General features: G+C 45.2%; 22 protein-coding genes. 7 read left to right on the plus strand and 15 right to left on the minus strand.

Going from position 1 to position 23,448, the window contains the following annotated elements; translation table 11 throughout:
- The first annotated feature begins 15 nt into the window (after nucleotides 1-15).
- From A3KS_RS0111325 to A3KS_RS21000, 3 genes are all read left to right on the plus strand, one after another.
- Nucleotides 16-324, plus strand: a complete 309-nt coding sequence (locus A3KS_RS0111325) for a 2Fe-2S ferredoxin (protein WP_026395018.1) — start codon at nucleotides 16-18, stop codon at nucleotides 322-324.
- 148 nt (nucleotides 325-472) lie between these two features.
- Complete coding sequence (locus A3KS_RS22620) at nucleotides 473-1,456, plus strand: homocitrate synthase/isopropylmalate synthase family protein (protein ID WP_051355826.1); 984 nt, start codon at nucleotides 473-475, stop codon at nucleotides 1,454-1,456.
- Entirely contained in the window at nucleotides 1,428-2,243 is an 816-nt protein-coding gene (locus A3KS_RS21000) for a beta/alpha barrel domain-containing protein (RefSeq protein WP_035356076.1), read from the plus strand. Before A3KS_RS22620 ends, A3KS_RS21000 begins: the two co-directional genes overlap by 29 nt.
- Before the next feature lie 68 nt (nucleotides 2,244-2,311).
- Here the strand turns inward: A3KS_RS21000 and A3KS_RS0111340 are convergent, their stop codons facing one another.
- From A3KS_RS0111340 to murA, 10 genes are all read right to left on the minus strand, one after another.
- Complete coding sequence (locus tag A3KS_RS0111340) at nucleotides 2,312-2,587, minus strand: HPr family phosphocarrier protein (RefSeq protein ID WP_026395019.1); 276 nt, start codon at nucleotides 2,585-2,587, stop codon at nucleotides 2,312-2,314.
- Nucleotides 2,588-2,698: 111 nt separating this feature from the next.
- Nucleotides 2,699-3,493, minus strand: a complete 795-nt coding sequence (locus A3KS_RS0111345; RefSeq protein ID WP_026395020.1) for an HAD-IIA family hydrolase — start codon at nucleotides 3,491-3,493, stop codon at nucleotides 2,699-2,701.
- Complete coding sequence (locus A3KS_RS21005) at nucleotides 3,490-4,506, minus strand: sugar-binding transcriptional regulator (RefSeq protein WP_051355827.1); 1,017 nt, start codon at nucleotides 4,504-4,506, stop codon at nucleotides 3,490-3,492. Before A3KS_RS21005 ends, A3KS_RS0111345 begins: the two co-directional genes overlap by 4 nt.
- A gap of 234 nt (nucleotides 4,507-4,740) precedes the next feature.
- A complete protein-coding gene (locus tag A3KS_RS0111355; protein ID WP_026395021.1) occupies nucleotides 4,741-5,079 on the minus strand; it encodes a P-II family nitrogen regulator in 339 nt (112 codons plus the stop codon).
- A gap of 131 nt (nucleotides 5,080-5,210) precedes the next feature.
- A complete protein-coding gene (locus A3KS_RS0111360; protein WP_026395022.1) occupies nucleotides 5,211-6,467 on the minus strand; it encodes an ammonium transporter in 1,257 nt (418 codons plus the stop codon).
- Between the two features lie 486 nt (nucleotides 6,468-6,953).
- Nucleotides 6,954-7,292: a P-II family nitrogen regulator gene (locus A3KS_RS0111365; RefSeq protein WP_026395023.1), complete on the minus strand. Its 339-nt coding sequence runs from the start codon at nucleotides 7,290-7,292 to the stop codon at nucleotides 6,954-6,956.
- Between the two features lie 71 nt (nucleotides 7,293-7,363).
- A complete protein-coding gene (locus A3KS_RS0111370) occupies nucleotides 7,364-8,617 on the minus strand; it encodes an ammonium transporter (RefSeq protein ID WP_026395024.1) in 1,254 nt (417 codons plus the stop codon).
- Between the two features lie 468 nt (nucleotides 8,618-9,085).
- Nucleotides 9,086-10,189 carry a S1C family serine protease gene (locus A3KS_RS0111380; RefSeq protein WP_026395025.1) on the minus strand — a complete coding sequence of 368 codons (1,104 nt, stop codon included), beginning with the start codon at nucleotides 10,187-10,189 and terminating at the stop codon, nucleotides 9,086-9,088.
- 30 nt (nucleotides 10,190-10,219) lie between these two features.
- Complete coding sequence (locus A3KS_RS0111385; RefSeq protein ID WP_026395026.1) at nucleotides 10,220-11,008, minus strand: MBL fold metallo-hydrolase; 789 nt, start codon at nucleotides 11,006-11,008, stop codon at nucleotides 10,220-10,222.
- 172 nt (nucleotides 11,009-11,180) lie between these two features.
- Nucleotides 11,181-12,458 carry a UDP-N-acetylglucosamine 1-carboxyvinyltransferase gene (gene murA, locus A3KS_RS0111390; RefSeq protein WP_026395027.1) on the minus strand — a complete coding sequence of 426 codons (1,278 nt, stop codon included), beginning with the start codon at nucleotides 12,456-12,458 and terminating at the stop codon, nucleotides 11,181-11,183.
- Nucleotides 12,459-12,730: 272 nt separating this feature from the next.
- Between murA and A3KS_RS0111395 the strand changes: the two genes are divergently transcribed.
- Both A3KS_RS0111395 and A3KS_RS0111400 read left to right on the plus strand, forming a co-directional pair.
- The gene (locus A3KS_RS0111395; protein WP_026395028.1) at nucleotides 12,731-13,759 is read left to right on the plus strand and encodes a DnaD domain protein; all 1,029 of its coding nucleotides are present in this window, start codon (nucleotides 12,731-12,733) and stop codon (nucleotides 13,757-13,759) included.
- Nucleotides 13,746-14,711, plus strand: coding sequence for an ATP-binding protein (locus A3KS_RS0111400; protein WP_026395029.1), 966 nt, complete (start codon nucleotides 13,746-13,748; stop codon nucleotides 14,709-14,711). The genes A3KS_RS0111395 and A3KS_RS0111400 overlap by 14 nt, the downstream gene beginning before the upstream one ends.
- Nucleotides 14,712-14,752: 41 nt before the next feature.
- Here the strand turns inward: A3KS_RS0111400 and A3KS_RS0111405 are convergent, their stop codons facing one another.
- Both A3KS_RS0111405 and A3KS_RS0111410 read right to left on the minus strand, forming a co-directional pair.
- A complete protein-coding gene (locus tag A3KS_RS0111405) occupies nucleotides 14,753-15,361 on the minus strand; it encodes a CheR family methyltransferase (RefSeq protein ID WP_026395030.1) in 609 nt (202 codons plus the stop codon).
- A 74-nt stretch (nucleotides 15,362-15,435) separates the two neighbouring features.
- On the minus strand, nucleotides 15,436-16,191 hold the full coding sequence (locus tag A3KS_RS0111410; protein ID WP_026395031.1) for a tRNA1(Val) (adenine(37)-N6)-methyltransferase: 756 nt from the start codon (nucleotides 16,189-16,191) through the stop codon (nucleotides 15,436-15,438).
- A 522-nt stretch (nucleotides 16,192-16,713) separates the two neighbouring features.
- Between A3KS_RS0111410 and A3KS_RS0111415 the strand changes: the two genes are divergently transcribed.
- Nucleotides 16,714-18,303, plus strand: coding sequence for a GGDEF domain-containing protein (locus A3KS_RS0111415; RefSeq protein WP_026395032.1), 1,590 nt, complete (start codon nucleotides 16,714-16,716; stop codon nucleotides 18,301-18,303).
- 95 nt (nucleotides 18,304-18,398) lie between these two features.
- On the opposite strand, the gene A3KS_RS0111420 is transcribed toward A3KS_RS0111415, so the two are convergent.
- The gene (locus A3KS_RS0111420; protein ID WP_026395033.1) at nucleotides 18,399-19,520 is read right to left on the minus strand and encodes a 3D domain-containing protein; all 1,122 of its coding nucleotides are present in this window, start codon (nucleotides 19,518-19,520) and stop codon (nucleotides 18,399-18,401) included.
- A gap of 477 nt (nucleotides 19,521-19,997) precedes the next feature.
- Between A3KS_RS0111420 and A3KS_RS0111425 the strand changes: the two genes are divergently transcribed.
- Nucleotides 19,998-21,371, plus strand: coding sequence for a TrpB-like pyridoxal phosphate-dependent enzyme (locus A3KS_RS0111425; RefSeq protein ID WP_026395034.1), 1,374 nt, complete (start codon nucleotides 19,998-20,000; stop codon nucleotides 21,369-21,371).
- 84 nt (nucleotides 21,372-21,455) lie between these two features.
- Here the strand turns inward: A3KS_RS0111425 and A3KS_RS0111430 are convergent, their stop codons facing one another.
- Together A3KS_RS0111430 and A3KS_RS0111435 are read right to left on the minus strand one after the other, a co-directional pair.
- Entirely contained in the window at nucleotides 21,456-23,015 is a 1,560-nt protein-coding gene (locus A3KS_RS0111430; RefSeq protein ID WP_026395035.1) for an ASKHA domain-containing protein, read from the minus strand.
- 23 nt (nucleotides 23,016-23,038) lie between these two features.
- A complete protein-coding gene (locus A3KS_RS0111435; protein WP_026395036.1) occupies nucleotides 23,039-23,392 on the minus strand; it encodes a rhodanese-like domain-containing protein in 354 nt (117 codons plus the stop codon).
- Nucleotides 23,393-23,448 lie beyond the last annotated feature (56 nt).

Raw genomic sequence — 23,448 nt, forward strand, 5'->3', positions numbered from 1 at the left:
CTCAGGAGGAAAAAAATGGTTAGTCCAAAACATCATATTTTTATCTGCACCAGCTGCCGGATCAACGGCACTCAACAAGGGTATTGTTTTCAACAGGATTCGGTGAAAATCCTGCAGACCTTTCTTGAAGAAATCGATGAACGGGAATTATCCGGCGACGTCATGCTGAATAATACCGGCTGTTTCGGAATCTGCGATAAGGGCCCCATCGTGGTCGTTTATCCGGAAGGTGTCTGGTATGGCAATGTCACTGTCGATGATGTGGAACGCATCATGGAAGAACATATCGAAGGCGGCAACGTCGTCGAGGATCTGGTAATTTAACCGTTCCGGATTGCACCAAACAAATTATACCGATACAATGATCAATCAGATTGATGCTGCTTCTGAATCGGTGGCATCAATCTTTTAATTATTATCCGTCACTTTTTTACATCCTATTTTTGAAATATTGCGAAAGCGGGGTACACAAATGGTTACCATTATCGATCGGACACTGACAACCTTTAATACTGCCGGGATCACCTCCCAGGATCTTAACCATTTCTGTGATCTGCTTTTTACCTGTGGGGTCACTAAAATCGAACTGACCCCTGACCTCGTTGCACGGCTGAACTTTCCGGAAACTGCCGCCGGTTTAAAAAAATGGCTGCTGGGGCGAAATTTTTTTCTCACCCAACTTACTCCGATTGCTGCTGATTCGATGCGTTGTTCCAGCAAGGAACCCAAACCCCTATGGCAATTGGAAGCAAATGATCTGCTCGAAAAAAATATTCCTGTGAGTAAAATCAACCCCCTCCAGCATCGCAAAATCCGTATCACCGGACTCGATGACCTGATGACCCGGGACTATCCGGCGATTTTTAAAACACTGCTTTCCAGTGGTGTCGAAACCCTCGATTTTTGTCCAGGAAATCAAAAACACTGTGCTACTGCCATCGCCATGGAATGGCTTCATGCCGGTGGCCAAAGCATCAGTTGCGGGTTTACCAATCATCATAACTTCGCGCCATTGGAAGAAGTATTGATGAGCCTGAGCCTCAGTCTACCCGATAACTTTACCGGCGATTTGTCAGTTTTAAGTGAACTGCGCAGCCTTTATGAAAAGCTGTCCGGGCAACCGGTTTCTAAAATGAAGGCAATCATCGGTGAAGATATTTTCAAGGTGGAATCCGGCATTCATGTCGACGGTGTTTTGAAAAACCCCCGTACCTATGAACCGTTTAATCCCCAAACCGTTGGAAGTCAACGGGAAATTGTGTTAGGGAAACACTCCGGCCGACAAAGTATTTTATATAAACTGAATCAACCTGATTTATCCGAATCAGCGGCCCACTCGATTTTAAAACAAATAAAAAAACGTTGCAGCCAGCTTGGCCGAAACCTGTCCGATCTGGAACTGCGAACCCTTGCCAGTGAGGTACAAAATGACAAACAGACGGAAGTATATTGTTGATACAACCTTAAGAGACGGCGAACAAAGCCCCGGGATGGCCTTTTCGATCCGGGAAAAAGTCACCATCGCCAAATCGCTGGACGCCCTGGGGGTCAGCCGAATCGAAGCCGGTACCCCGGCCATGGGCAGGGAGGAATGCCGGGCCTTTGAAAAAATCAAACTGGCCTGTCAGAAGGCGCAGATTATTGGCTGGAACCGGATGAATCTCGGCGATATCAGCCAGTCCATCGACTGCGGCGCCGACATTATCCATGTTTGTGTCCCGGCTTCGGATCTGCTGATTCGTGAGAAGCTGCGCACCACCCGATCCCAGGTACTGGAAACCCTGAGTGCCTGCGCCGCAGCTATCCACGATGAGAAAAGAGAACTAACTATCGGTTTGGAGGACGCCTCCCGGGCCGACTGGGATTTCGTCGTTTTGCTGATTGAAACCGCCCGGGATCTGGGGGCCACCACCCTGCGTTTCTCAGATACCGTAGGAATCATGTCGCCCAGCCTCTGCAAGGCCACGATCAGTCGGATTCCTGACAACATCGACATTGAAGTGCACATGCACAACGATCTGGGCATGGCAGTGGCAAACTCCATCCAGGGACTCCGTTCCGGCGCCAAATATGCCGATTCCACCCTCTTCGGGATCGGCGAGCGGGCCGGTAACTGCAATCTCGAACATCTCCTGATCGCCACCCAGGGTCAACTGGACTTCGGTATCAGCCTGGACGAACTCCAGTGGCGACAGGCCGATTTAAAATCGATCATTTATAAAAACAAACTGACGTATGCCTAGATCATCTCCTACTGAACACATCCACTAAAAAAAAACACCGTGAGGTGTTTTTTTACATCTTATAATAATTACACTTCGCCAAAGCCACTGCCGATCAATGCCACCAGAGTTTCCACCGCCAGCATCTCATCCTCACCCGCGGCAAAAATTTCAACCACATCGCCCTGACTAATTCCCGTTGCCATAATACTCAACAACGATTTTGCCTCACCCTCTTTGGGGTCATCCCCTAATTTTTTGATTCTGATATCCGCTCTGAATTCTCCGGCCTTCTGACAAAACTCCGCCGCAGGTCGTGCATGTAAACCTGTGGGATTAATAATTGTAACTGTTTTCGAATGCATACTCCTACCTGTTAATGAATCTTTCATTCCTTTCCATTTATTCTTTCGGTCGCCTTCATATTATGATCGTTGTTATTATTATCTTCCCCGTTTCCGATAAAATAAACAGGCTTATAAGTAGTTCGTCATTTCTTTCAGTGAGTCAAAAACACAATCCGGAACCACCTCCGAATTTTTCAGGTCGGACATTTTAGTCTCCCCGGTCAGCACCAGAAACCCTTTACCGCCATTATTGACACCAGTGGCCACATCGGTGTAGATCCGGTCTCCGACAAAGGCTACATCCTCTTTTTTATGGCCGGTAATGGCTAAAATCATTTCCATGGTTTCGGGAAAAGGCTTACCTAAATATTTGGGTTCCACCCCGGTCGATTTGGTGATCAGGGCACACATCGAACCGCAATCGGGGATAAAACCGGTTTCGGTGGGACAGACCAAATCCAGATGAGTGGACAAAAAGACCGCGCCGTTTAAGATAAAGGTGCAGATTTTCTCCAGCTTTTCGTAGGTCAGAGTTGTGTCAAAACTGGCCACCGCTACATCCGGCTGCTCCTGGACCAAGTTAATGCCGTGTTTCCGGAAGCTCTCTTCCAAGAGTGGGGTACCCATCAGATAGACAGATTGTCCAGGATAATAGGTTTTTAAATATTCAATGGTTACATCTCCGGAAGTGATAATCCGGTCTTCTTCCACAATACAACCCATATTTTTCAGTTTCTCCTGATAAAAGCTGGGCCCCCGGGATGAATTATTGGTGATGAAAATGAAATCTTTTTGCTGGGCTCGCAAAGCTTCGATAAAGTCCAGCGCCCCATCGATTAAGCCATTGCCCAGATAAACCGTGCCGTCCATATCCAGAGCAAACAGTTTAACATCTTTTAGTGCTTCTTTTTTCGTCACGATCATTTTCTGTCAATCTCCTCAGTTTCTGCTTCCATCGTCCTATTCCTGGTCGCCGGTTCGGCGGCTTCATCGAGTTCCAGCAGTCTTTTTCCACATTCCACATCAGTGACCAGAACATTAATGAATCCGCCTTTGATGGCGCCCTGGATGGCCTGGGCCTTTTCGGGACCACTGGCCACGCCAATCGAATGAGGGACCCGCCGGAGCTTTTTAATGTCAACCCCAATCACACAGTTATCAGCCTCAAAGGCTTCAGTGCTGCCATTGATATCAAAAAACTGCATACCGACATCGCCCACCACATTTTTTTGGCGCATGATTTCCATGTCTTTTTCATCATAATAGCCGGTGGCCATAATGGCTGATCCCCGATTAGGCACCCCAATCCCAACCACTGCTACATCCAGACCGTCACCCATTTTGATGATCCGTCGGATATCCGGTTCCTTCATCAACTCCTCTTTGATCTTAACTCCGGACACCCGGGCCGGTGCATGCAAAAGATAAGAGACACCACCAAAAGACTTGGCCAGAGCTTCAACAATAGTATTGGAATGAAGCTCCATGCCCAGATGTCCGATCCCGCCGATGAGCGGGATAAAAGTCACCCGCTTTGAGGTTCCCTTGGATACAAAACGATAGATCTGGCCAATTGAAGACCCCATCGAAACCCCAATAATGGTATCATCTTTGATCAACCGCTCCAGATAGTTGGCGGTGGCCTTGGCCAGCTCATCCTTCTGATCCCGGTTATCCTGTTTCATATCGACGATAAAGACTTCTTTTAAGCCATAGCGATTCTCCAGTTTTTTTTCCAGATCAACATAATTATTGCCAAAAATAGGATCAATAATTATTTTGACTATCCCCCGCTCCCTGGCATTCTGAAGAATTCGGGACACCGTTGGTCGGGATAGCCCCAACTCCGTTGCGATCAGCTTTTGACTGATATCCTGATTATAGTACATCTCGCAGATTTTCACCATCAGACGCTCATCGTCCACTACCTTTTTCATCCGGTCACCTTCCTGTTTCTGCTTTCGTAAGCTATTTCTAAGCTGTATCAGCTTTACGCTTTAAGACTTTTCTTTTTATTCATTTCTGAAATTATGCAATTATTACTTAATTATATTGCTTTTGCTAAAAAAGTCAATCATTTCGTTTTCTTCTGTAAAAAAGTATCGATTAAAAAGCCCGCTCGTTACAGATGTAACGAACGGGCTTTTCTCGATTTATTGAAAAAGTCATTTTTATAATGCGATATCTCCTCTTTCGCCGGTTCGGATCCGGATACATTCTTCCACTGGTTTGATGAAAATTTTTCCATCGCCAATTTCGCCGGTTCGGACCACACTCATAATCAATTGGACGATTTCTTCGACCTTATCGTCGGCTACCACAATTTTAATTTCAATCTTGGGAATCATATTCATCATCACCGAGGTGCCCCGGTTATGAGCCACCCAACCGTACTGGTTGCCGCATCCCAGTACCTGGCGGATATTCATACCATTGACTTTTGCTGCCAAAAAGGCATCCTTTAAAGGTTCCAGTTTTTCCGGACGGATAATCGCTTCGATCTGTTTCATAGCATTTTCCTTTCTTACTTAAAATAACCGGACATTGGGCAATTTCCAAGTACAGGAATAATGATTGTTTTACTTTCATTTACCCCAATATCCGGTGCTGACTTCCACTTCGTATTTTAGTCGATAAACTGCTATTGGTCAATTCCGGAAAATGCCGGATAAGCTTCTTCACTGTGTTCACTGATGTCAAGACCCAGTGCTTCTGCTTCAGGAGCGACTCGAATCGCCATGATCTTCTTGAGAATCAGCATAATCACCGCTGTCATCGTACCCGAATAAAGCACCGCAATTAACAGCGCTGTGATCTGGGCGACAAATAACTGGGTATCGCCAAAGAACAAGCCATTCCATTGGGCCACCGGATTAATCGCCGTCTGGGCAAACAGTCCAGTGGCAATGACCCCCCAGATCCCACTGATACCGTGACATCCAAAGGCATCCAGGGTATCATCATAGCCAAACCGCACCTTCACCTTTGTTAAAAAGAAGAAGCAGATCGGACTCACCACGGCACCAATAAACAAGGCCGCTTCGGTTGGTACAAAACCAGCTCCAGGGGTAATTGAAACCAGTCCAACGATTGACCCGGTGATGGCCCCCATGACGGTGACTTTTTTATAAACCACCATTTCAACCAGCATCCAGGTTAACATCGCCGCCGCCGATGCCAATAAGGTCGTCACTACCGCATGCACCGCCAGTCCGTTGGCGGCTAGAGCCGATCCGCCGTTAAAAGCAAACCAGCCGACCCATAAAATTGCCCCACCGATGACAAACAGCGGAATGTTATGGGGATGATAGGATTTGATACCGTACCCTTTTCGGGAGCCCAGAATAACACAGGCCACCAGACCAGAAATCCCTGAACTGACTTCGATGACCAATCCCCCGGCAAAATCCACCGCGCCGAGACCAGCAATCAGACCGCCCTGACCCCAAACCATATGGGCCATCGGATAATAAACCAGCAGCATCCAGAAGGTTACAAAAATAAACAGCGCTGAAAACCGCATTCTTCCTGATAGTGAACCCACCACAATAGCCGGGGTTACCATACAGAATACCAGTTGAAAAATGGCAAACAGCTGCCCCGGAATACTACTGGCATAGGGTCCCGGTTCAGATGCACTGATGCCTCTAAAAAAAATGTTGCTAAAATCACCGATAAAGCCAAAACCACCCAGATCCGGGCCAAAGGATATCGAATACCCCACCACATACCACATCACCGTTGCCAGTCCACAGCAAAACACCACCGACATGATGGTGTTGAGGACATTTTTTCGCCGCACCATTCCGGCATAAAATAATGCCAGCCCCGGGGTCATAAAAAATACCAGCATTGTACAAATCAGAATAAATGCCACATCTCCAGAATTAATCATAATTTCCTCCGTAATTCTCTGTTTTCGTTATTTATACCAATCACTGAAAATGGTTCAATGATTATCCGATCAACCCACTTTAAAACCAGCCCTCAACCGGCCGGCCGCTACGCTTATCCCCTTTGATAAGTTGGTTCAATTAGCTAATTTAAAATCAGCAATTGCAGACGCTCAACGCAAAAAAAGACGACAACAAAAAAACTGTTATCGCCTTTGATACTCTAAATGATATATCCGGTTCACTTTTTTGCCGATTCTCCTCATTGACAATCGACTAAACCTTTTCGCTATTATTTAAGGTTGATTTTAATATTTAATTTTTGTCGACTCATTTCTGACTCAGCAAGTCGAATTATAGCATTTGTCGTCCCTGGAGTCAATCCTCGAATTTATCAGAGTTGAAATCTTTCGTGTCTTTTCAAAAAAAGCGCAAAAAAAAGCGATTATATCAAGTATCTAATATAATCGCTTAAATCCATTTGCCAGTTTTTAAAGGGCGATATCGCCGCGCTCGCCGGTTCGAATCCGAATGCATTCCTCAACTGGTTTGATAAAAATTTTTCCATCACCGATTTCCCCGGTTCGGACAGTGTCCATAATCAGCTTCACGGTTTCCTCGACCTTATCGTCGGCAACCACAACTTTTATTTCAATTTTAGGAAGCATGTTCATCATTACCGAGGTTCCCCGATTATGAGCCACCCAACCAAATTGATTCCCGCATCCTAGAATCTGACGAATGTTCATGCCATTAACTTTTGCTTCTAAAAAGGCATCCTTTAAAGGTTCCAACTTTTCCGGACGGATAATTGCTTCAATCAGTTTCATAAGTTTTTTCCTTTCTTTGCTGATTGCGAAGCCATGATGGCATGGCTCCCCAACCGTATTTTAATTTCGTTCTATTGATCAATTCCCGAGAAAGCTGGGTAGCCTTGTTCGCTGTGTTCGCTGATATCCAGACCCAATGCTTCGGCTTCCGGTGATACGCGGATATTCATCACTTTTTTAAGGACCAGCATAATTACCCCGGTCATAACTGCCGAATAGATAACTGAAATCCCTACCGCCATTAATTGAGCCACAAATAATTCAGTAGCTCCGAAGAACAACCCATCCCATTGCGCAATGGGGTTAATGGCTGATTGAGCAAATAAGCCGGTGGCAATACCGCCCCAGATTCCGCCAATCCCATGACAACCAAAGGCATCCAGCGAATCATCATATCCAAATTTTTGTTTGACCTTGGTCATAAAGAATAAACAGATTGGACTAACTAAAGCACCGATAAACAAGGCCGCACCAAAGGGCACATAACCAGAACCCGGGGTAATGGCTACCAGTCCGATTATCGCACCAGTCACAGCACCCAGAACCGTCACTTTTTTATAAAGAATCGATTCCATCAGCATCCAGCTTAACATTGCTGCTGCTGAAGCGATCATCGTGTTTCCCATCGCCTGAACGGCCAGTCCATTGGCAGCTAAGGCCGATGCGCCATTAAAGGCAAACCAGCCCACCCATAAGATGGCACCACCGGTGAAAATCATCGGAATGTTATGGGGATGATAAGCTTGAATACCATAACCTTTTCTTTTACCGAGGATGATACAGGCAATCAGCCCAGAAACCCCAGAACTGATATGAATAACATTACCGCCGGCAAAATCGACGGCTCCCAGTCCGGCGATAAAACCGCCTAAGCCCCATACCATATGAGCTAGTGGGTAGTAAACAAGCAGCAACCAGAAGGTGATGAAGACAAACATGGCGGAAAATTTCATTCGACCTTCCAATGCCCCCACCAGAATGGCTGGTGTAATAATACAAAACATCAACTGAAATATGGCAAACAGTGCGCCGGGGATATTGGCCGCATAAGGACCAGCTTCAGTTGCACTGACACCGCTGAAAAAGGCATTGCTTAAATTCCCGACAACTCCCAGTCCGCCGACGTCTTCACCAAATGAAATCGAATAACCAACGGCAAACCACATCACTGTTGCCAAACCACAACAGAATAACACAGACATCAATGTATTAATCACATTCTTTCTGCGTACCATCCCACCATAGAACAATCCCAAGCCTGGAGTCATAAAGAATACCAGCATTGAACCGATCAGAACAAATGCGACATCACCAGAATTAATCATTTTAACTTCCTCTTTTCTAAATTATTTTGATCAAGTAGCTTGATCATGATGACCTTATTGTAATTAATTAAGGCCACCCTTTTAGGCAATTTATAATTTCTGTCCTCTTCTTTTGATCCACCAATACGTTGATATTTTATTGGCAATCAATTTCTCTTATGTCCATTCAAACGATAAAATAATGATAATCCATCAAAATTTAAAAAGCGATAACATTCATGACTGTTATCGCCTTTGATAAATTGCTGGGTCTATTTGGTTTGAATAAAAAAAGGCGATAACAGGGTTTCCTGTTATCACCTTTGATAAGCGTTTAGAAATCATTAAGTATCAATCCTAACAATCCTGTCTTCTTTGACTTCCGTTAGGTTTACCTTAAGATGTTTTTGATTATAGCACCATAAAAATCCACTGTCAATGGGATTTTCATTTTTTTTCATAAATTCTTAACTGAAAACGATTTTCTTTTTACTGACCAGCCGTGACAATCACATCTTTTGTCTGACTTTGACCATTTCGCTCGAAGGTCACACTTACTTTATCGCCGCCATTGACCGCATAGAGAATTTCTTTCATCTTAAGCATGGTGTTCGTTTTGATGCCATTAATTTCTTTAATGATATCTCCGGCAGCCAAACCGGCATTAGCAGCACCGCCGCCCTGTTGTACCGAAGCAATATAGATTCCCTCATTAAAGTTGACATCACTGTCAGTAAGATAATAATCGGCAATCGCCCGGTCATAAGCGGTGATGCCCATCACCGTGGAATCAAATTTTCCAGTTGCCACAATTTCGTTTAGAATCGGTTTTAAAATATTAATCGGTATGGCAAAACCCATTCCTTCGCCAGTGGTCAGTTTATAGGTATTGATGCCGATTACTTCACCGTTTTTATTAACCAACGGGCCACCGCTGTTTCCCGAATTGATCGAAGCATCGGTTTGGATCAGATCTTCCGCTAACCCATTTTCCAACGGGATGCTCCGATTCAGGGCTGATATGATGCCGGCCGTGACCGTTCGTTCAAAGTTCAGTCCCATCGGATTACCAACTGCCACCGCCAGTTCACCAACGACCACATTGTCCGAATCACCCAGTTCCAGCACTGGCAAATCCTTGGCCTCAATTTTGATAATGGCCATATCCAGCGCAGCATCAGACCACACCAGTTTGGCATCATAGGTATTTCCGTCCGCCAGTGATACCTTCAAGGCCGAGACATCATCCGATGCCACATGCTGATTGGTGGCAATATAACCATCGCTGGTTAAAATGAAGCCGGAACCGACTCCGGTTGCTTCCTGAGGTCCGTAAGCGGTCATCGCCACTCCAGTGGTCTCAATCCCCACCACCGATGGGGGAACCGTTTGGGCAATGGCTTCCACCACTGTATCCGCTGAGCTCTCACTGACTACAATTTCATTTTTGGCGCCCTGTATTACAGTGCTGTTGTCAAAGAAAAAGTTAACGCCAAGAAATAACGCGCCCACAATCACACCGCCGATAATTGCACCAATCATGCCGATGATCAGGGAATTTGGTTTTTTTTCTTTTTTCAGATCGTCGTTCATCGTTTCACCTCAATCTTAGTTGAAGTTCTTTTACAGGTTGATTATCTCACTCGCACTACTTCTTTTGGCCACACAAAGTTTCACATCACCATCCAGAACCACGCCGGCCCCGATTAAGATCCGAGCGGTGGTTTCATAGGCCAGCAAAGGATAATTGTTTTCCTGGCTGAGATGGGCCAGCACCAGTTGTCGGGTACCTTCCTTTACCAGAGCCAGGGCCAGATCGCCGGCCGTCTCATTGGACAGATGACCGAAGTCACTTTTTATCCGCTGTTTGAGGTAGAAGGGATAAGATCCGGCTTCCAGCATCGACACGTCATGGTTGGACTCCAGCACCACCAAATCACAGCCACATAGGGCACTGCGCATCTCAGTGGTAATAATCCCCGAATCGGTGGCGATTCCCAGTCGATTTTTTCCGTCAGAAATGACAAATCCGGCCGAATCTGCCGCATCATGAGATGTTTTAAACGCTTCAATTTGAAGATCCTGAATATGAAAAGGTTTCTCGAAATCAAAGATTTTAACATTATGCTCGGCAATTTTGCCCAGATCCTTCATCATCGCTTCCCAAGTTTTTTCATTGGCATAAACCGGCAGATCAAAACGCCGGGATAAAACCCCAACGCCATGGATATGATCGCTGTGTTCATGGGTCACCATAATGCCACCAATTTCTCGCGGGTCCTCAGCGATGGCATCCATGGCACTCTGGATCCGTTTGCCACTGAGGCCGGCGTCAATGAGAATTTTGGTGCTATTGTTTGAGACAAACAAACTGTTTCCTGAACTTCCACTATATAAACTACAAAATTTCAATCGTTGCTCCCCTGTTCATTTTCAACCTTGTAAAATTATTCCATTTAAATGCGCCAAGGGCCAGCTGGATTGTTAGGTTTATCCTAGCGAATGATGCTTAAACCTGACTTAACCTAACTTTACGAGATTTAAGTTAATCGTTGTACCCTTCGCTTCATCAATCTTAATCATTTTAAAGGCAAGCTGGGTCTTTTTCGGAAATTCGGCGGATATCAGCCCCCAGATTCCGCAGATTTTCCTGGAGATTTTCGTAACCCCGATCAATATGAACAATTTCCGTAATTTTTGTCTCTCCGTCAGCAATTAATCCGGCAATAACCATAGCGGCCCCGGCTCTTAAATCAGTGGTTCTGATTTTTGTGGCGGATAAAGCTTTGACCCCGGTGATACTTGCAGTCCGGCTGTTAATCGAAATATTGGCCCCCATCCGCCGTAATTCGTCCACATATTTAAAACGACTTTCAAAAATACTTTCGGTAATGGTGCTGGTGCCCTGGGCAATCGTCATTAAAACGGCCATCGGCTGCTGGAGATCGGTAGGAAAACCAGGATAAGGCATGGTCTTGACGTTGACCGCCTTTAACGGATGCTTTCCGATAACCCGAATCCCATCGTCTTCTTCTAGAACAATGACCCCCATTTCGCTGAGTTTGGCCGTGATCGCTTCCATATGCTTGGGAATAACATTCTTGATTAAAATATCCCCTTCAGTGGCTGCTGCCGCCATCATATAGGTGCCGGTAGTAATCTGATCAGGAATCACTGAATACTCGCAGCCATGCATTTCTTCAACGCCAACAATTTTGATAACATCTGTTCCCGCACCCTTGATGTTTGCTCCCATCAAGTTCAAAAAGTTAGCCACATCAACGATGTGGGGTTCTTTAGCGGCATTTTCAATAATTGTTTTACCATCGGCCCGAACCGCTGCCAGCATGATGTTGATGGTCGCGCCAACGCTGACCACATCAAGAAAAATATGAGCGCCTTTAAGTTCTGGTGCCTCCATTTTTACCTGGCCATGTTCAATCACCACGGTTGCGCCCAAGGCCTGAAAGCCTTTGATATGCTGGTCAATCGGTCGGTCCCCGATGTTACAGCCGCCGGGTAATGGCACAATCGCTTTGCGGTAACGTCCCAGCAACGCGCCCAACAGATAATAGGAGGCCCGCATCTGGCCGGTTTCCTCTTCATAATCCGACACATCATATGAAATCGGTTTTTCGGTATTAATAATCAGGGTATCTTTTTCTCTATATATTTCAGCGCCCAATTTTTCAAGAATAACAATCATTTTGTTAACATCTTTAATATCGGGAACATTTTCTATCTTACTTGAGCAGGCGCAAAGTACTGCTGCCGGAATAATTCCCAGCACGGCATTTTTTGCCCCGGAGATTGTAACCTCGCCTTGTAGGGGGTTACCTCCTTCTATAATAAAAGCATCCATATTTATTCCTTTCAGTGCAAGTGTATATGCAATATCCAATTGGTTATTATATCATAAGTTTCAATTTTATCAAGAAATCTCTTGATTTTACGCCATTTTTTTATCAGCAAACCAGTTTTTCTTATACTCTTTAAGAATTCTTTTCCCAACCTAAAGAAAACAGGAATTCCTCACAAATTAAATTTGATGTGATATAATAAGTTTATCGTCTCTATTCAAACTAGAGATTTTTAGTAATAAAAAGATTATCAATCCATAACTCGAGGTAAAAAATGAATCGTTTTGAATTAGTTTCCAGCCATGACGACCTGGGTGTCACACCCATTGAAAATATATTTATTAATCACTATATGCCCATGGCTCGGGGGGACTACGTGAAGGTCTATCTTTACGGCTTAAAGCGATGCTTTAATCAGGGCCTGACCCCCATCAGCAACGAAGATATCGCCAAAGATCTGAATTTATTAGAAACCGATGTCAAAAAAGCCTGGGATTATTGGGCTTCTGAAAAAATCATCGCCATTGAATACACCGGCACCCGGGATGCGCTGGTCCGTTTTTACAATATCACCGGCACCATTCTCTATAAAAATGAGGCTATCCCGGAAACTACGGTTCCCAAAAATGCCCAGTCTTCCAACAGCATCGAAGACCGGATTCAACGCATGTACACCACCATTCAGGACATGTACGAAAGCCGGACCATCACCAAAAAAGAAACCCTGCTGTTCAAACGCTGGCTGGATGAATACAATTTCACTCCGGAAGCCGTGATCCTGATTGTGGAATATTCCATTAACATGATTAATAAGAAAGATCGCACCTTTACCCCGGCTCAGGTGGTCTCTTATCTGGAAACCGTAGCCAAAAGCTTTCATACTGCTGAGGTACGCGATCATATCGAGGCTGAGGCCCATATTAAGGACTCCGCCCACAAACGAACCGCCTATTTTCAGATCTTCAAATATCTGGGCATCCAACGAAATCCCATGGTTTCTGAGCGGCAGATGATGGATACCTGGTTTAATGACTACGGTTTTTCGATGGAGATCATTGTCCAGGCCTTATCCCGAACCAACAAACCAAACATGAAATATATTGATGGAATTCTGAAAAATTGGCACGAACAGGGCTTCAAAACTCTGGAAGATATTAAAAATGACAAACCAAAACAAAAAATCGATCATAAGGAGTCCATTGAACCGATGAGCGATTCCCGTAAACAGGCTTACCTGGATATGGAAGTCGATTATGCTGAGGATTTATGGCCAGAACTGGAGATAAATGATGAAGACCTATAATGACGCCTTTGCCCTGTTGCAAGATAAACAAAATGCCTATCAATTCAAACAGCGCAAAAAAAAAGAAGCCCTTTATGATCTGATTCCCGAGCTTTCTGATCTGGACAATCAAATCAATCGCCTGGGGGTTGCCCTCACCCGCGCTACCATTGCCAGGGAGCTCGATAAAACCGCCACCATCCGCCAGCAGATGAGCGAACTTGAGGCCAGAAAAAAAGATCTGGCCGGAGAAAAGGCCGTTCTGCTGACCCACTCCTATTATTGCTCGCTTTGTCAGGACACCGGAATTCTCCCGGAAGGAATCTGCTCATGTCTAAACCAGTGTCTGGCCGAAATCAGTTTTTCCAGCTATGACCTGAAAACCCGGGCTCAGCGGGAAACCTTCGAAAGCTTTAACCCTGACTATTATTCCGAACAGCCGATTGGTTCGGGAGCTGCCAGTCATCGCTCCAATGCCCTTAGCATCAAACAGAATATGCTGAAATATTGTCAGAACTTCGAAAACATTGAAGACCAGCTTCTTTTTACCGGTCCGCCTGGGGTCGGCAAGACCTTTATGTCCAATTGCATCGTCAATAAGCTCACCGAAAAAGGCTATGGGATTGTCTACGTCACCGCTGCCCACCTGGTCGCCAGTATTCAGGATCAGCTATTCCGGGAAAAGAAAACCTCCACTGAAATTTATGAACCGCTGCTGCTCTGCGATCTTTTGATCATCGATGATTTAGGGGCAGAATTTTCTTCTGAATACAGTCAGAAGCAGCTCTACGAGGTCATCGACAGCCGCCTTAATGCCGAAAAAAAGATGATCATTTCCAGTAATCTGACGGTTCTCAAAATCAAAGCGCTTTATGATGAACGGCTGTCCTCGCGAATCTCCGGCTATTTTAAAACCATTCCCTTTCTGGGCGAAGATATTCGTATTCTCAAGGCCCGGCGTGGCCGTTCTTGAAAAAGGTGTCCGAGTCTTAACTCGGGACACCTTTTTCAACGTTAATAGCGGCGTTTCCGATAAATGCGGGCATTTGACACCACCGGCTCAAATTTATGTTCTAATTCGGCTGGCAGCTTCTGGGTTTGTTCCATTGCCAGATAGCCGCCCTCCGTCAGGGCCTCATCAAACATCCGGATCACATTGATACGTTCCTGCTCATTAAAATGAAGCAGGACGTTTTTGCATAAAATCAGTCCAAAGTCTTTTCCAATACTGTTCAGAGTCAGCAAATCGTGCTTCTGAAAGATCACCGCGCCCCGGATTTCAGCAGTGAGCTGATAAGAATCTCGCTTTTCAACCTTGATAAAATATTTTTCGAAAATTTCAGCGGGGATCCGTTGCACCTGTTCCCGGGGATATTCAGCCGCTAAAATAATCTTATCAAAAAGGTCACTACCATCAATATCAGTAGCCTGTATCTTCACCTTTTCAAAATCAAGCTGATCCATCCGATCTCGCAACAACATTGCCAGGGTATACGGTTCCGGCCCCATGGCACAACCGGCATCCCAGATCTTAAGCTCCGCCTTTGACCGAAGATCTGGAATGGCATGGTCGCAGATCAACTCCAAAGTATGTAAATCTCTAAAAAAGTAAGTAAATGCCATCAAATCCTCCCGATATTCTTCTGTTTTGCAAAAGTTATGGCTGCCTGGAGCTATCAAAAAATTAATTTTGCTAACTATTCCGGCTTTTTCATCCCATATATATCATAAATTTCCTGAGTATATTCGCCTTCTTGATGATAAACAATCAGCGGTGCATCTGTTTTCAATCCTGGCTTACCGCTTTTTCGGCCTTCAATCAAAACCAGGTTGGCTTCCTTTTTAATGGACGGATAAACAAATTGCAGCTGCTTGACCTCAATTTTATAAAGTCGCATCAGTGAGATAATATCACCCAGCCGTTCCGGCCGGTGAACCAGAAACAGCCGTCCCCGATCCTTCAGCATCCGTTTACTGAAAATAAGAATATCTTCAATGCTGCATAAAATTTCATGCCGCGAAATCGTTTTTGTTTCACAATTGTTCTTCAGCCCAGCCTGAGCCCGCATATAAGGCGGGTTACTGACTACCACATCATAAGTGTTCGGCAGAATCTCACCACCTGGTTCTTTAATATCGCCGGCAATGATCTTGATCTGAGCTGATAAACCATTAAGTGCCATACTCCGCCTGGCCATTTCCACCAGCGGTTCCTGTATCTCCAAACCGGTGATGGAGGCCGCCTTGGTTTTGCCATAAAGCAATAATGGAATAATCCCTGTCCCGGTTCCCAGATCGATGATGTGGGGGGACCCCTTTATTCGCCGGGAAACAAACCAGGATAACAAAACCGCATCCATACCAAAACAGAAAAAATCGGGATTCTGAATAATCTTCAAATTATTCAGCCCTAAATCCTCGATTCGTTCCCCTTTTTTTAAATAGTTATCCACAATTAACTCCTTCTATCCACACAGTTGTACTATTTTCCGAGATAATCAACAGGTTTGTCCACATTTCCGTCAATTCTATCCACTATTTGTGGATAAGTATTGTAAATGCTTCGCCTTTTCCCTGAAACTTCCCAAATTATGGGCTTTTCGGATCAACCTTTTTTCAATGGCCCTGTTGATTGTTTTGTATAACTTATCCACATATACACAGCTAAAAGTTGATACTTATCAAACGAAGATCAGAATCCCATTAACAGGGCGTTTAAATTTATTTCTCCGTAAATATCAAACCACTTCAGCTGTTGATAAAAATATTTCTCCCGAATTTACAGCCTTTTTTCGATTTTCCCTTTTATGTAAGCAAATTCTTTGCTATAATGTGTAGTTGTAGAGGACTATTTCTAATTTATTGTAATGATTCGCCTAGCCTCTAAAAGCTCCTTTATCATCCACGATTATGATGATAAAGTCAATGACCAAAAAATATTGCAATGAAATTATTTGCGAAAGCGATGGATACATATGAATAATGACAAAATCCAGCCGAGTAAATTGGATATTATTCTCGAAAAAAAACAGCATCTGGATGCCACCATCCAGGAATGTGAAATACGAATTGATGAAAAGCTTGCTTCACTGATTGATGATGGGTTTATTTCTCATGAAGTGAAACCTGAATTTTTTGAAGCCGCTATCCATGAGCCCTACCAACCCGGTGAACATTTTCTTTCCGGTGTGGATATCTCGGATGACGACGCTCTGGATCAGGCCGTCCTCAATTCCCGTCCTTTCGAAACCCGGACCAACAGGCTGGCATTTGATGGTGATCGGCTCACCTATCAACCATCCCAGACCAATGATTTGACTGACTTTTCCACCCCCGTCGGCGAAATCGAGGATGACGAGGAACTGCCCACGCTGTCAAAAATACTGGGTCGAACCACCCCTTATGCCTATGAAGCCGAGCGGACCTCATCTCTCCCCAGGATGTCAATTGAATCAGCAACCACCGATCCAGCCATACCAAACAGCATTAATGCACGTCCCAATTCCCGGTTTTCCGAAACGGAAAACACCGAGTCGCCCCCGGAAACAGCTCTGGAAACACCAAATTCTGATCAGCCCCCCGAACTACTAAAAGCACCACCGATCACTCCGGAAGAACCGGTTCCGGAAAAACCACTGCCGCCGGGAAAAGAAAAACCTGTAAAGACCAAAGCTAAAGCAACCAAACCGAAAAAGTCGAAAAACACTAAAAAAACAGACCGTTCCTCCCTGAAAAAGCCCAGCTTAACCGATATGGTTCCGCCGCTTGTTTTTTTCTTTTTAGGATTAATGGTTTTTGGTGCATTTCTGATCTTCACCGCTTCAGAATTTAATTTTGTTGATTACAGTGTAGTCTTTATTTTATTTACCTGCCTGATTTTTACCATCGCTATGCCCTACGGCGCCAGTATCTTTTTTATGATCTTGTTGCTGTGCAGTTATGTGGTGTTATCCCTCATTTCTGTTTTCTATCTGGAAGTTCCCTTTGAATTTTATCAGGTCGGCTGGCTGGTCGTGATTCCGATGATTTTATGGAGTTCTGCTTTATTGATCAGAAATGTCCGGGAGCTTTTCCATTTCAAAAAAAATCTGGAACAGCAAATCGCTCATTATGATAATCTGGAAGAAAATCCTGGACTGACCATTGAAAAGGCCTATTACAAAGACCTAAAATATGCCATGGATCGTGCTTCCCGAGGCGAAACCATTCTGACCCTGGAAATGATAACGGTTCGCCATCTGGAAGAACTCAAAACCATAAATGGTCCAAGGTTCTGGGACGAGATTCTCTATAAAACCTTAAAGATTATTAAGACTCATTGTTACAGCACCCACCTGATTTATATTCTTGATGGCAGTGTTTTCAGCATTCTCATGGAAAACACCTCCGTTAAAAATCAATTACTGATTAATCAGGAGATTACCGATGCCTTCAATGCGCTGATTTTGGAATATGAAGCGATTGAACCTGATGTGAAGCTTAACATCGCAGCGATTCCCTATACCCGGGATATCACTAATCCCTTCGACTATCGTGCCCTGGTCTTAAGGCATCTAAAAAATTAAAGCAGAAACCGAGTGCGAGGTTTCTGCTTTTTTAGTTTCCACAATAGTGAAGATAAAAAAAGGATGTGCCACAGCACATCCTTTTTTATCGATTTCTAATAAACAATGTAAGCTTCCAGGTTTTGTCGTCCAAACTGAATACAGGCATCGTAGGAATCCATATAAATATCAACGATTCCTTCGGTTACTGCTCCGCCCCGATCTTCAACCGTATAGGTGGTACCCATGGCCGGGATATAAATCTTGGTGCCAAAGGGGAGTCCGCTCCAGGCTGCCACCGTGTGATTGGCAGTTGGCATCACACCCGACGCCGTGGCATTTCCCGTTGCCGTATAGGCGGTACACTGGATGGTCATTTTTACCGCTCCTTCAGGAATGGTATTGGTTGCCGTTGACTGGGCCGGGGTTGCGGCCACTGGGGTCTGCACGGCGACTGGAGTTTCGGTAACCGGGGTTGGTGCCGGGGCCGGGGTTTCCACAACAGCCGGAGTTTCTACTACCGGAGGAGTTGTTACAACAACTGCTGCTTTGGTTCCCACTTCGACAATTTCTGGAATCGGCGCGATGACGATCTCATCGTAAATAATCTCCCGTTTGACCTCTACGCCGTTTTCATAAAGCACCCGTTCAACCTGACTTGATTCTCCATCAACACCAACCTGGACAACCTTGGTTTTGCCAGCTTCCATTTCCGGATTATCTTTATTTTGAGTTGTAAAAGTAATCACCTGTCGGCTTGGTAACTCAGCGACCTCAACCCGGATCACATCAACTTCTTCAACATCTTCCAGAGCGGTTGACTGACCCGGTTCGACCCGATCAAGGTCGCCCAGTTCAATGCTATACTCTTTAAGTAAATCACCCACTGTTTTTGCTTCGGTCTGATAAATAATGGTTTTCCCATCAAATGACAGTTCGCCGCTGGCTTTGCTTTTCACTTCGATATTATCAACCGTAAACAGCACCGAGTTGGTATCCACACTGACGGTATACTGATCGCCCAGTTTTATACCATTGTCTTCCAGTACCTCGCCGACATTCTGGAACATGCCGCCGCTGAGCACGCGTTCCTTATCATCAACCGTTACCTTGATCTCCTTGGCAAAAACAAAGGAACTGGCTGTTCCCACCACACAGGTGATGATCACGCTGGCCATGCCTATTTTAAGAAGTGACTTCTTTCTTTTTTTAGGGCTCTTATTCTCTTTTTCTATCATAAAACCTCCATCTCCATTTCAATCCTCAGATCGAAACTCCGTTTCGTTACAATTTCTTTACAAGTCGATTGTACTTCATTTCCAGATAATTGTCAAGATTAGAATTTACTAATTGACTTTTCTTAATTTTTCATTTAAACTGTATCTAATTAAATAAAAACAAACCATTGACGCGGAGATAACGGTGGAAGATGCACTAACAGAGAGCGAGGTAGGCTGAGAGCCTTGCAGAACGCAATCCATCAAATGGACCGCTGAGGGCATGGTCAAAGACTTAGGTCGAGTATTCCATGACGTGACAACTACGTAAGTGTTGAGGAATATGTTGGTATTCTGCAGAGGCAGGTTCGATCCTGTGAAAAAAGGTGGCACCACGAGTCGTTATACTCGTCCTTTACGTTTAGTAGAGGACGAGTTTTTTGTATTTACAGACTTGCTGTCTGTAATGAGTTAACCACAGAAAGAAAGGAAATAACCATGGAAAAGATACCCTATAAGATTTATTTAAGTGAAGATGAGATGCCGAAATACTGGTTCAATCTCCGGGCCAAAATGAAGGAGCTGCCTGAGCCTTTTGTGAATCCCGGCACTGGCGAATACTGTACTAAAGAGGAACTGCTGCCGGTATTCTGCGAAGAACTGGTGGATCAGGAACTGAATACCACCGATGAATACATTGAAATCCCTGAAGAAATCCGTGATTTTTATAAAATGTACCGACCTTCACCTCTGGTTCGAGCTTATTGTCTGGAAAAAGAATTAGATACCCCGGCCGAAATCTACTATAAATATGAAGGAACCAACACCTCTGGCTCCCATAAGTTAAACTCTGCCGCCGCTCAAGCCTATTATGCCAAAAAACAGGGGTTAGCCTCATTAACCACTGAAACCGGGGCCGGGCAATGGGGTACTGCTCTTTCCATGGCCTGCGCCTATTTCAACCTCGACTTATCCGTTTATATGGTTAAAATTTCAGCCGAACAGAAACCCCATCGCCGGGCGGTAATGGAAACCTATGGCGCCAAGGTGATTGCCTCCCCATCCAACACCACCAACGCCGGACGAAAAATTCTAGCTGAAACCCCGGACACCAACGGCTCGCTGGGCTGTGCCATCAGTGAAGCCATTGAGGTAGCGGTCACCACTGACAGTTGCAAATATGTTCTGGGTAGCGTCTTAAATCATGTCGGTCTGCACCAGTCCATTATCGGTCTGGAAACCAAGATTGCCTGTGACAAATATGACATTAAACCGGATATCATCATTGGCTGCGCCGGCGGTGGCTCCAATTTACTGGGTCTGATTGCCCCGTTTATGGCTGATAAAATTGAAGGCAAAAATGACATCGATTTTGTTGCCATCGAGCCGGCGTCCTGCCCCTCTTTAACCCGGGGACGTTATGCCCTGGACTTTGGCGACACCGGGAAAACCACGCCGTTGATTCGAATGTACACCCTGGGCAGTGGTTTTATGCCATCACCCAACCATGCCGGCGGATTACGCTACCATGGCATGAGCCCAATTATTTCCAAGCTTTACCATGACGGCTATATCCGCGCTAAATCTTATACCCAGAATGAAGTTTTTGAAGCCGCCACCCAGTTTGCCCGAATTGAAGGCATTCTGCCCGCCCCCGAATCTGCTCACGCCATTAAAGCTGCCGTTGACGAAGCCATGGCCTGCAAAACATCCGGGGAAAAGAAAGTCATCGTCTTTGGTTTAACCGGCACCGGCTACTTTGATATGACCGCTTATATGAATTACAATGCCGGCAATATGACCGACTATGTTCCCACTGACGAAGATCTTCAAATCGGCTTTGACAGTTTGCCCGAAATCGAACAAAAATAATTACTCGTAATTAATTACTTGCAAAACAAAGGCCGCCCGGTAATGGATGATTATCCATTACCGGGCGGCCTGTTTGTTTACCGACTATCGCAAACGTCCCTGTTTTTTAAGCGCCGCCTTAACGGTGGGATAGAGATCGAAGTCCGTATGGGGCAGAAACCGGGCAGCATACATCCGCGAGATAAAATCGGTTGCCGCGCCGAACTCAAGGTATTCAATCCGTTCCTGCAATATCTCCACCTGTTCCATTTTCTCGCTATTGGTTAACAGCGCATAGGCCCCCTTTAGCGAACTGTTTCCCAACGAAACAAAACGTTCTCTCGGTAAATCAGGATAAAGGCCAATGGTAATCGCCGATTCCAGATTGATGTAAGTCCCAAAGGCTCCGGAAATGTACAATCGATCGACGTCCAGTGGCTCCACGCCCAGCCGTTCCAGCAGATAGGCAACCATGGTACTGGCGGCGGCTTTGGTGTCGATGAACTGGCTCATATCGCGCTGGGTAAAAAGCAGCTCTTCGCCATTGCCGGATTCATCCCGGCTGGCGTATTGAACACCATATTCCCCCTCACGAATAACGATCCGCGGGGATTTCTCGGGATTAAAGCGGCCGGAAAAATCAATCCAGCCACTTAACAGCATCTGAGCAATCAAATCGACAATTCCGGATCCGCAAATACCCAGAGGCCGATGACCGCCGATGGTCGTCAGCTTGAGTTCATCTTTGGTGATGATGACTGAGTCTACGGCACCCGCAGTGGCCTTCATCCCATTTTTACTGATGCCGCCTTCCAGTGCCGGTCCGGCCGCTCCGGCTCCGGCCACCAGAAAACTCTTATTTCCTAATACCATTTCGCCATTGGTGCCAATATCGATAAATAGACCCAATTCATCTTTTTCATGAAGGCCGGCCACCAGCAACCCGCTGACGGTATCGCCGCCTAAGTAGTTGGCCACCGAAGGCATGCAATAAAGATAGCCACTGGTAATGAGACCGAGATCCCGGGCCTCCAGATAACCAGTATGATTAAACACCGGCGCAAAAGGATACTCAAAGATTGGCCAGGGATCAATTCCCAATAAAAAGTGGATCATCGTGGTATTACCGGAAACAACCATTATGCAAGATTCCTCCGCATTGATCCCGGTTGCCTCTTCCAGGCGATGGAGCAGCGCATTTAAGGTGCTGACCGTTGCTTGCTGCACCGCGATAAGATGCTCGGATTTATTTTTGGCATAAAAGATGCGACTGAGAATATCATCGCCATACTGGATCTGATCGTTTAAGAGACTTTCTTCGCCCAATACCCTGCCAGTATTCAGATCCACCATCTTCATGGCCACTGAGGTACTGCCTAAATCCACCGCTACGCCAAAATGACGATGTCGCTGGTCTCCGGGTTCCAGTTCCACCAGCTCCCAGGTTGGGCCGTTTTTTACCAGAGTCAGACTAATCTCCCAATTGGCCTCCCGGCATAGGGGGTATACTTTTTTCAGCAAATGACGAGAAAAACGCACCGCCCCATATTCCTGGGTCAATGCGTTCAGAATGCGTTCCTGGTCGCCGATAATATCACCGTTTCCCGGCGGAGTAATTTTTAAAAATATCTTTCTGGTTAATGCATGAATCGTTTGATCTCCCATACCCACCTCAAATTTTCTAGTTTTTAATGACTGCCACTGACGGTTCCATATTTCCAACCGCTGATGCCGCCAAGATTATAAATGTTCTGATATCCCATCTTGACCATCTGGCTGGCGGCACTTTGGGATCTGCCTCCACTTAGGCAATAAACAAAGATAGTGGCATTTTTATCCGGCAAGATTTCGCCCACCGCCAGAATATTACTGAGTGGCAGATTGATGCTATTTGGAATATGCTGATTGGCATACTCAGCTTTTTCTCTGACATCGAGGAGTACAATCGGTTCATTGGCATCCAATCGTTTTTTCGCCTCATCTGGGGATATTCTTTTTACCGAATTTTTAGATTCTGATTTTCTTGATAATAAGTTTAACATAATAATACCTTCCTTTAAATCATTTATTGGTGTAAATTTTAACTCTTCGTGATTAT

The sequence above is a fragment of the Acetobacterium malicum subsp. dehalogenans DSM 11527 genome, from assembly GCF_000472665.1.
GTDB lineage: Bacteria > Bacillota > Clostridia > Eubacteriales > Eubacteriaceae > Acetobacterium > Acetobacterium malicum.

Excerpts from the sequence above, each read along its gene's own strand:
- A3KS_RS0111345 (WP_026395020.1), bottom strand. The coding sequence starts at position 3,493 with ATGATCGTGACGAAAAAAGAAGCACTAAAAGATGTTAAACTGTTTGCT.
- A3KS_RS0111380 (WP_026395025.1), bottom strand. The coding sequence starts at position 10,189 with ATGAACGACGATCTGAAAAAAGAAAAAAAACCAAATTCCCTGATCATC.
- A3KS_RS0111370 (WP_026395024.1), bottom strand. The coding sequence starts at position 8,617 with ATGATTAATTCTGGTGATGTCGCATTTGTTCTGATCGGTTCAATGCTG.
- A3KS_RS0111430 (WP_026395035.1), bottom strand. The coding sequence starts at position 23,015 with ATGGGAGATCAAACGATTCATGCATTAACCAGAAAGATATTTTTAAAA.
- A3KS_RS0111425 (WP_026395034.1), top strand. The coding sequence starts at position 19,998 with ATGGAAAAGATACCCTATAAGATTTATTTAAGTGAAGATGAGATGCCG.
- A3KS_RS0111340 (WP_026395019.1), bottom strand. The coding sequence starts at position 2,587 with ATGCATTCGAAAACAGTTACAATTATTAATCCCACAGGTTTACATGCA.
- A3KS_RS22620 (WP_051355826.1), top strand. The coding sequence starts at position 473 with ATGGTTACCATTATCGATCGGACACTGACAACCTTTAATACTGCCGGG.
- A3KS_RS21000 (WP_035356076.1), top strand. The coding sequence starts at position 1,428 with ATGACAAACAGACGGAAGTATATTGTTGATACAACCTTAAGAGACGGC.
- A3KS_RS0111365 (WP_026395023.1), bottom strand. The coding sequence starts at position 7,292 with ATGAAACTGATTGAAGCAATTATCCGTCCGGAAAAGTTGGAACCTTTA.
- A3KS_RS21005 (WP_051355827.1), bottom strand. The coding sequence starts at position 4,506 with ATGAAAAAGGTAGTGGACGATGAGCGTCTGATGGTGAAAATCTGCGAG.
- A3KS_RS0111415 (WP_026395032.1), top strand. The coding sequence starts at position 16,714 with ATGAATAATGACAAAATCCAGCCGAGTAAATTGGATATTATTCTCGAA.
- A3KS_RS0111435 (WP_026395036.1), bottom strand. The coding sequence starts at position 23,392 with ATGTTAAACTTATTATCAAGAAAATCAGAATCTAAAAATTCGGTAAAA.
- A3KS_RS0111395 (WP_026395028.1), top strand. The coding sequence starts at position 12,731 with ATGAATCGTTTTGAATTAGTTTCCAGCCATGACGACCTGGGTGTCACA.
- A3KS_RS0111355 (WP_026395021.1), bottom strand. The coding sequence starts at position 5,079 with ATGAAACAGATCGAAGCGATTATCCGTCCGGAAAAACTGGAACCTTTA.
- A3KS_RS0111420 (WP_026395033.1), bottom strand. The coding sequence starts at position 19,520 with ATGATAGAAAAAGAGAATAAGAGCCCTAAAAAAAGAAAGAAGTCACTT.
- A3KS_RS0111325 (WP_026395018.1), top strand. The coding sequence starts at position 16 with ATGGTTAGTCCAAAACATCATATTTTTATCTGCACCAGCTGCCGGATC.
- A3KS_RS0111405 (WP_026395030.1), bottom strand. The coding sequence starts at position 15,361 with ATGGCATTTACTTACTTTTTTAGAGATTTACATACTTTGGAGTTGATC.
- A3KS_RS0111400 (WP_026395029.1), top strand. The coding sequence starts at position 13,746 with ATGAAGACCTATAATGACGCCTTTGCCCTGTTGCAAGATAAACAAAAT.
- murA (WP_026395027.1), bottom strand. The coding sequence starts at position 12,458 with ATGGATGCTTTTATTATAGAAGGAGGTAACCCCCTACAAGGCGAGGTT.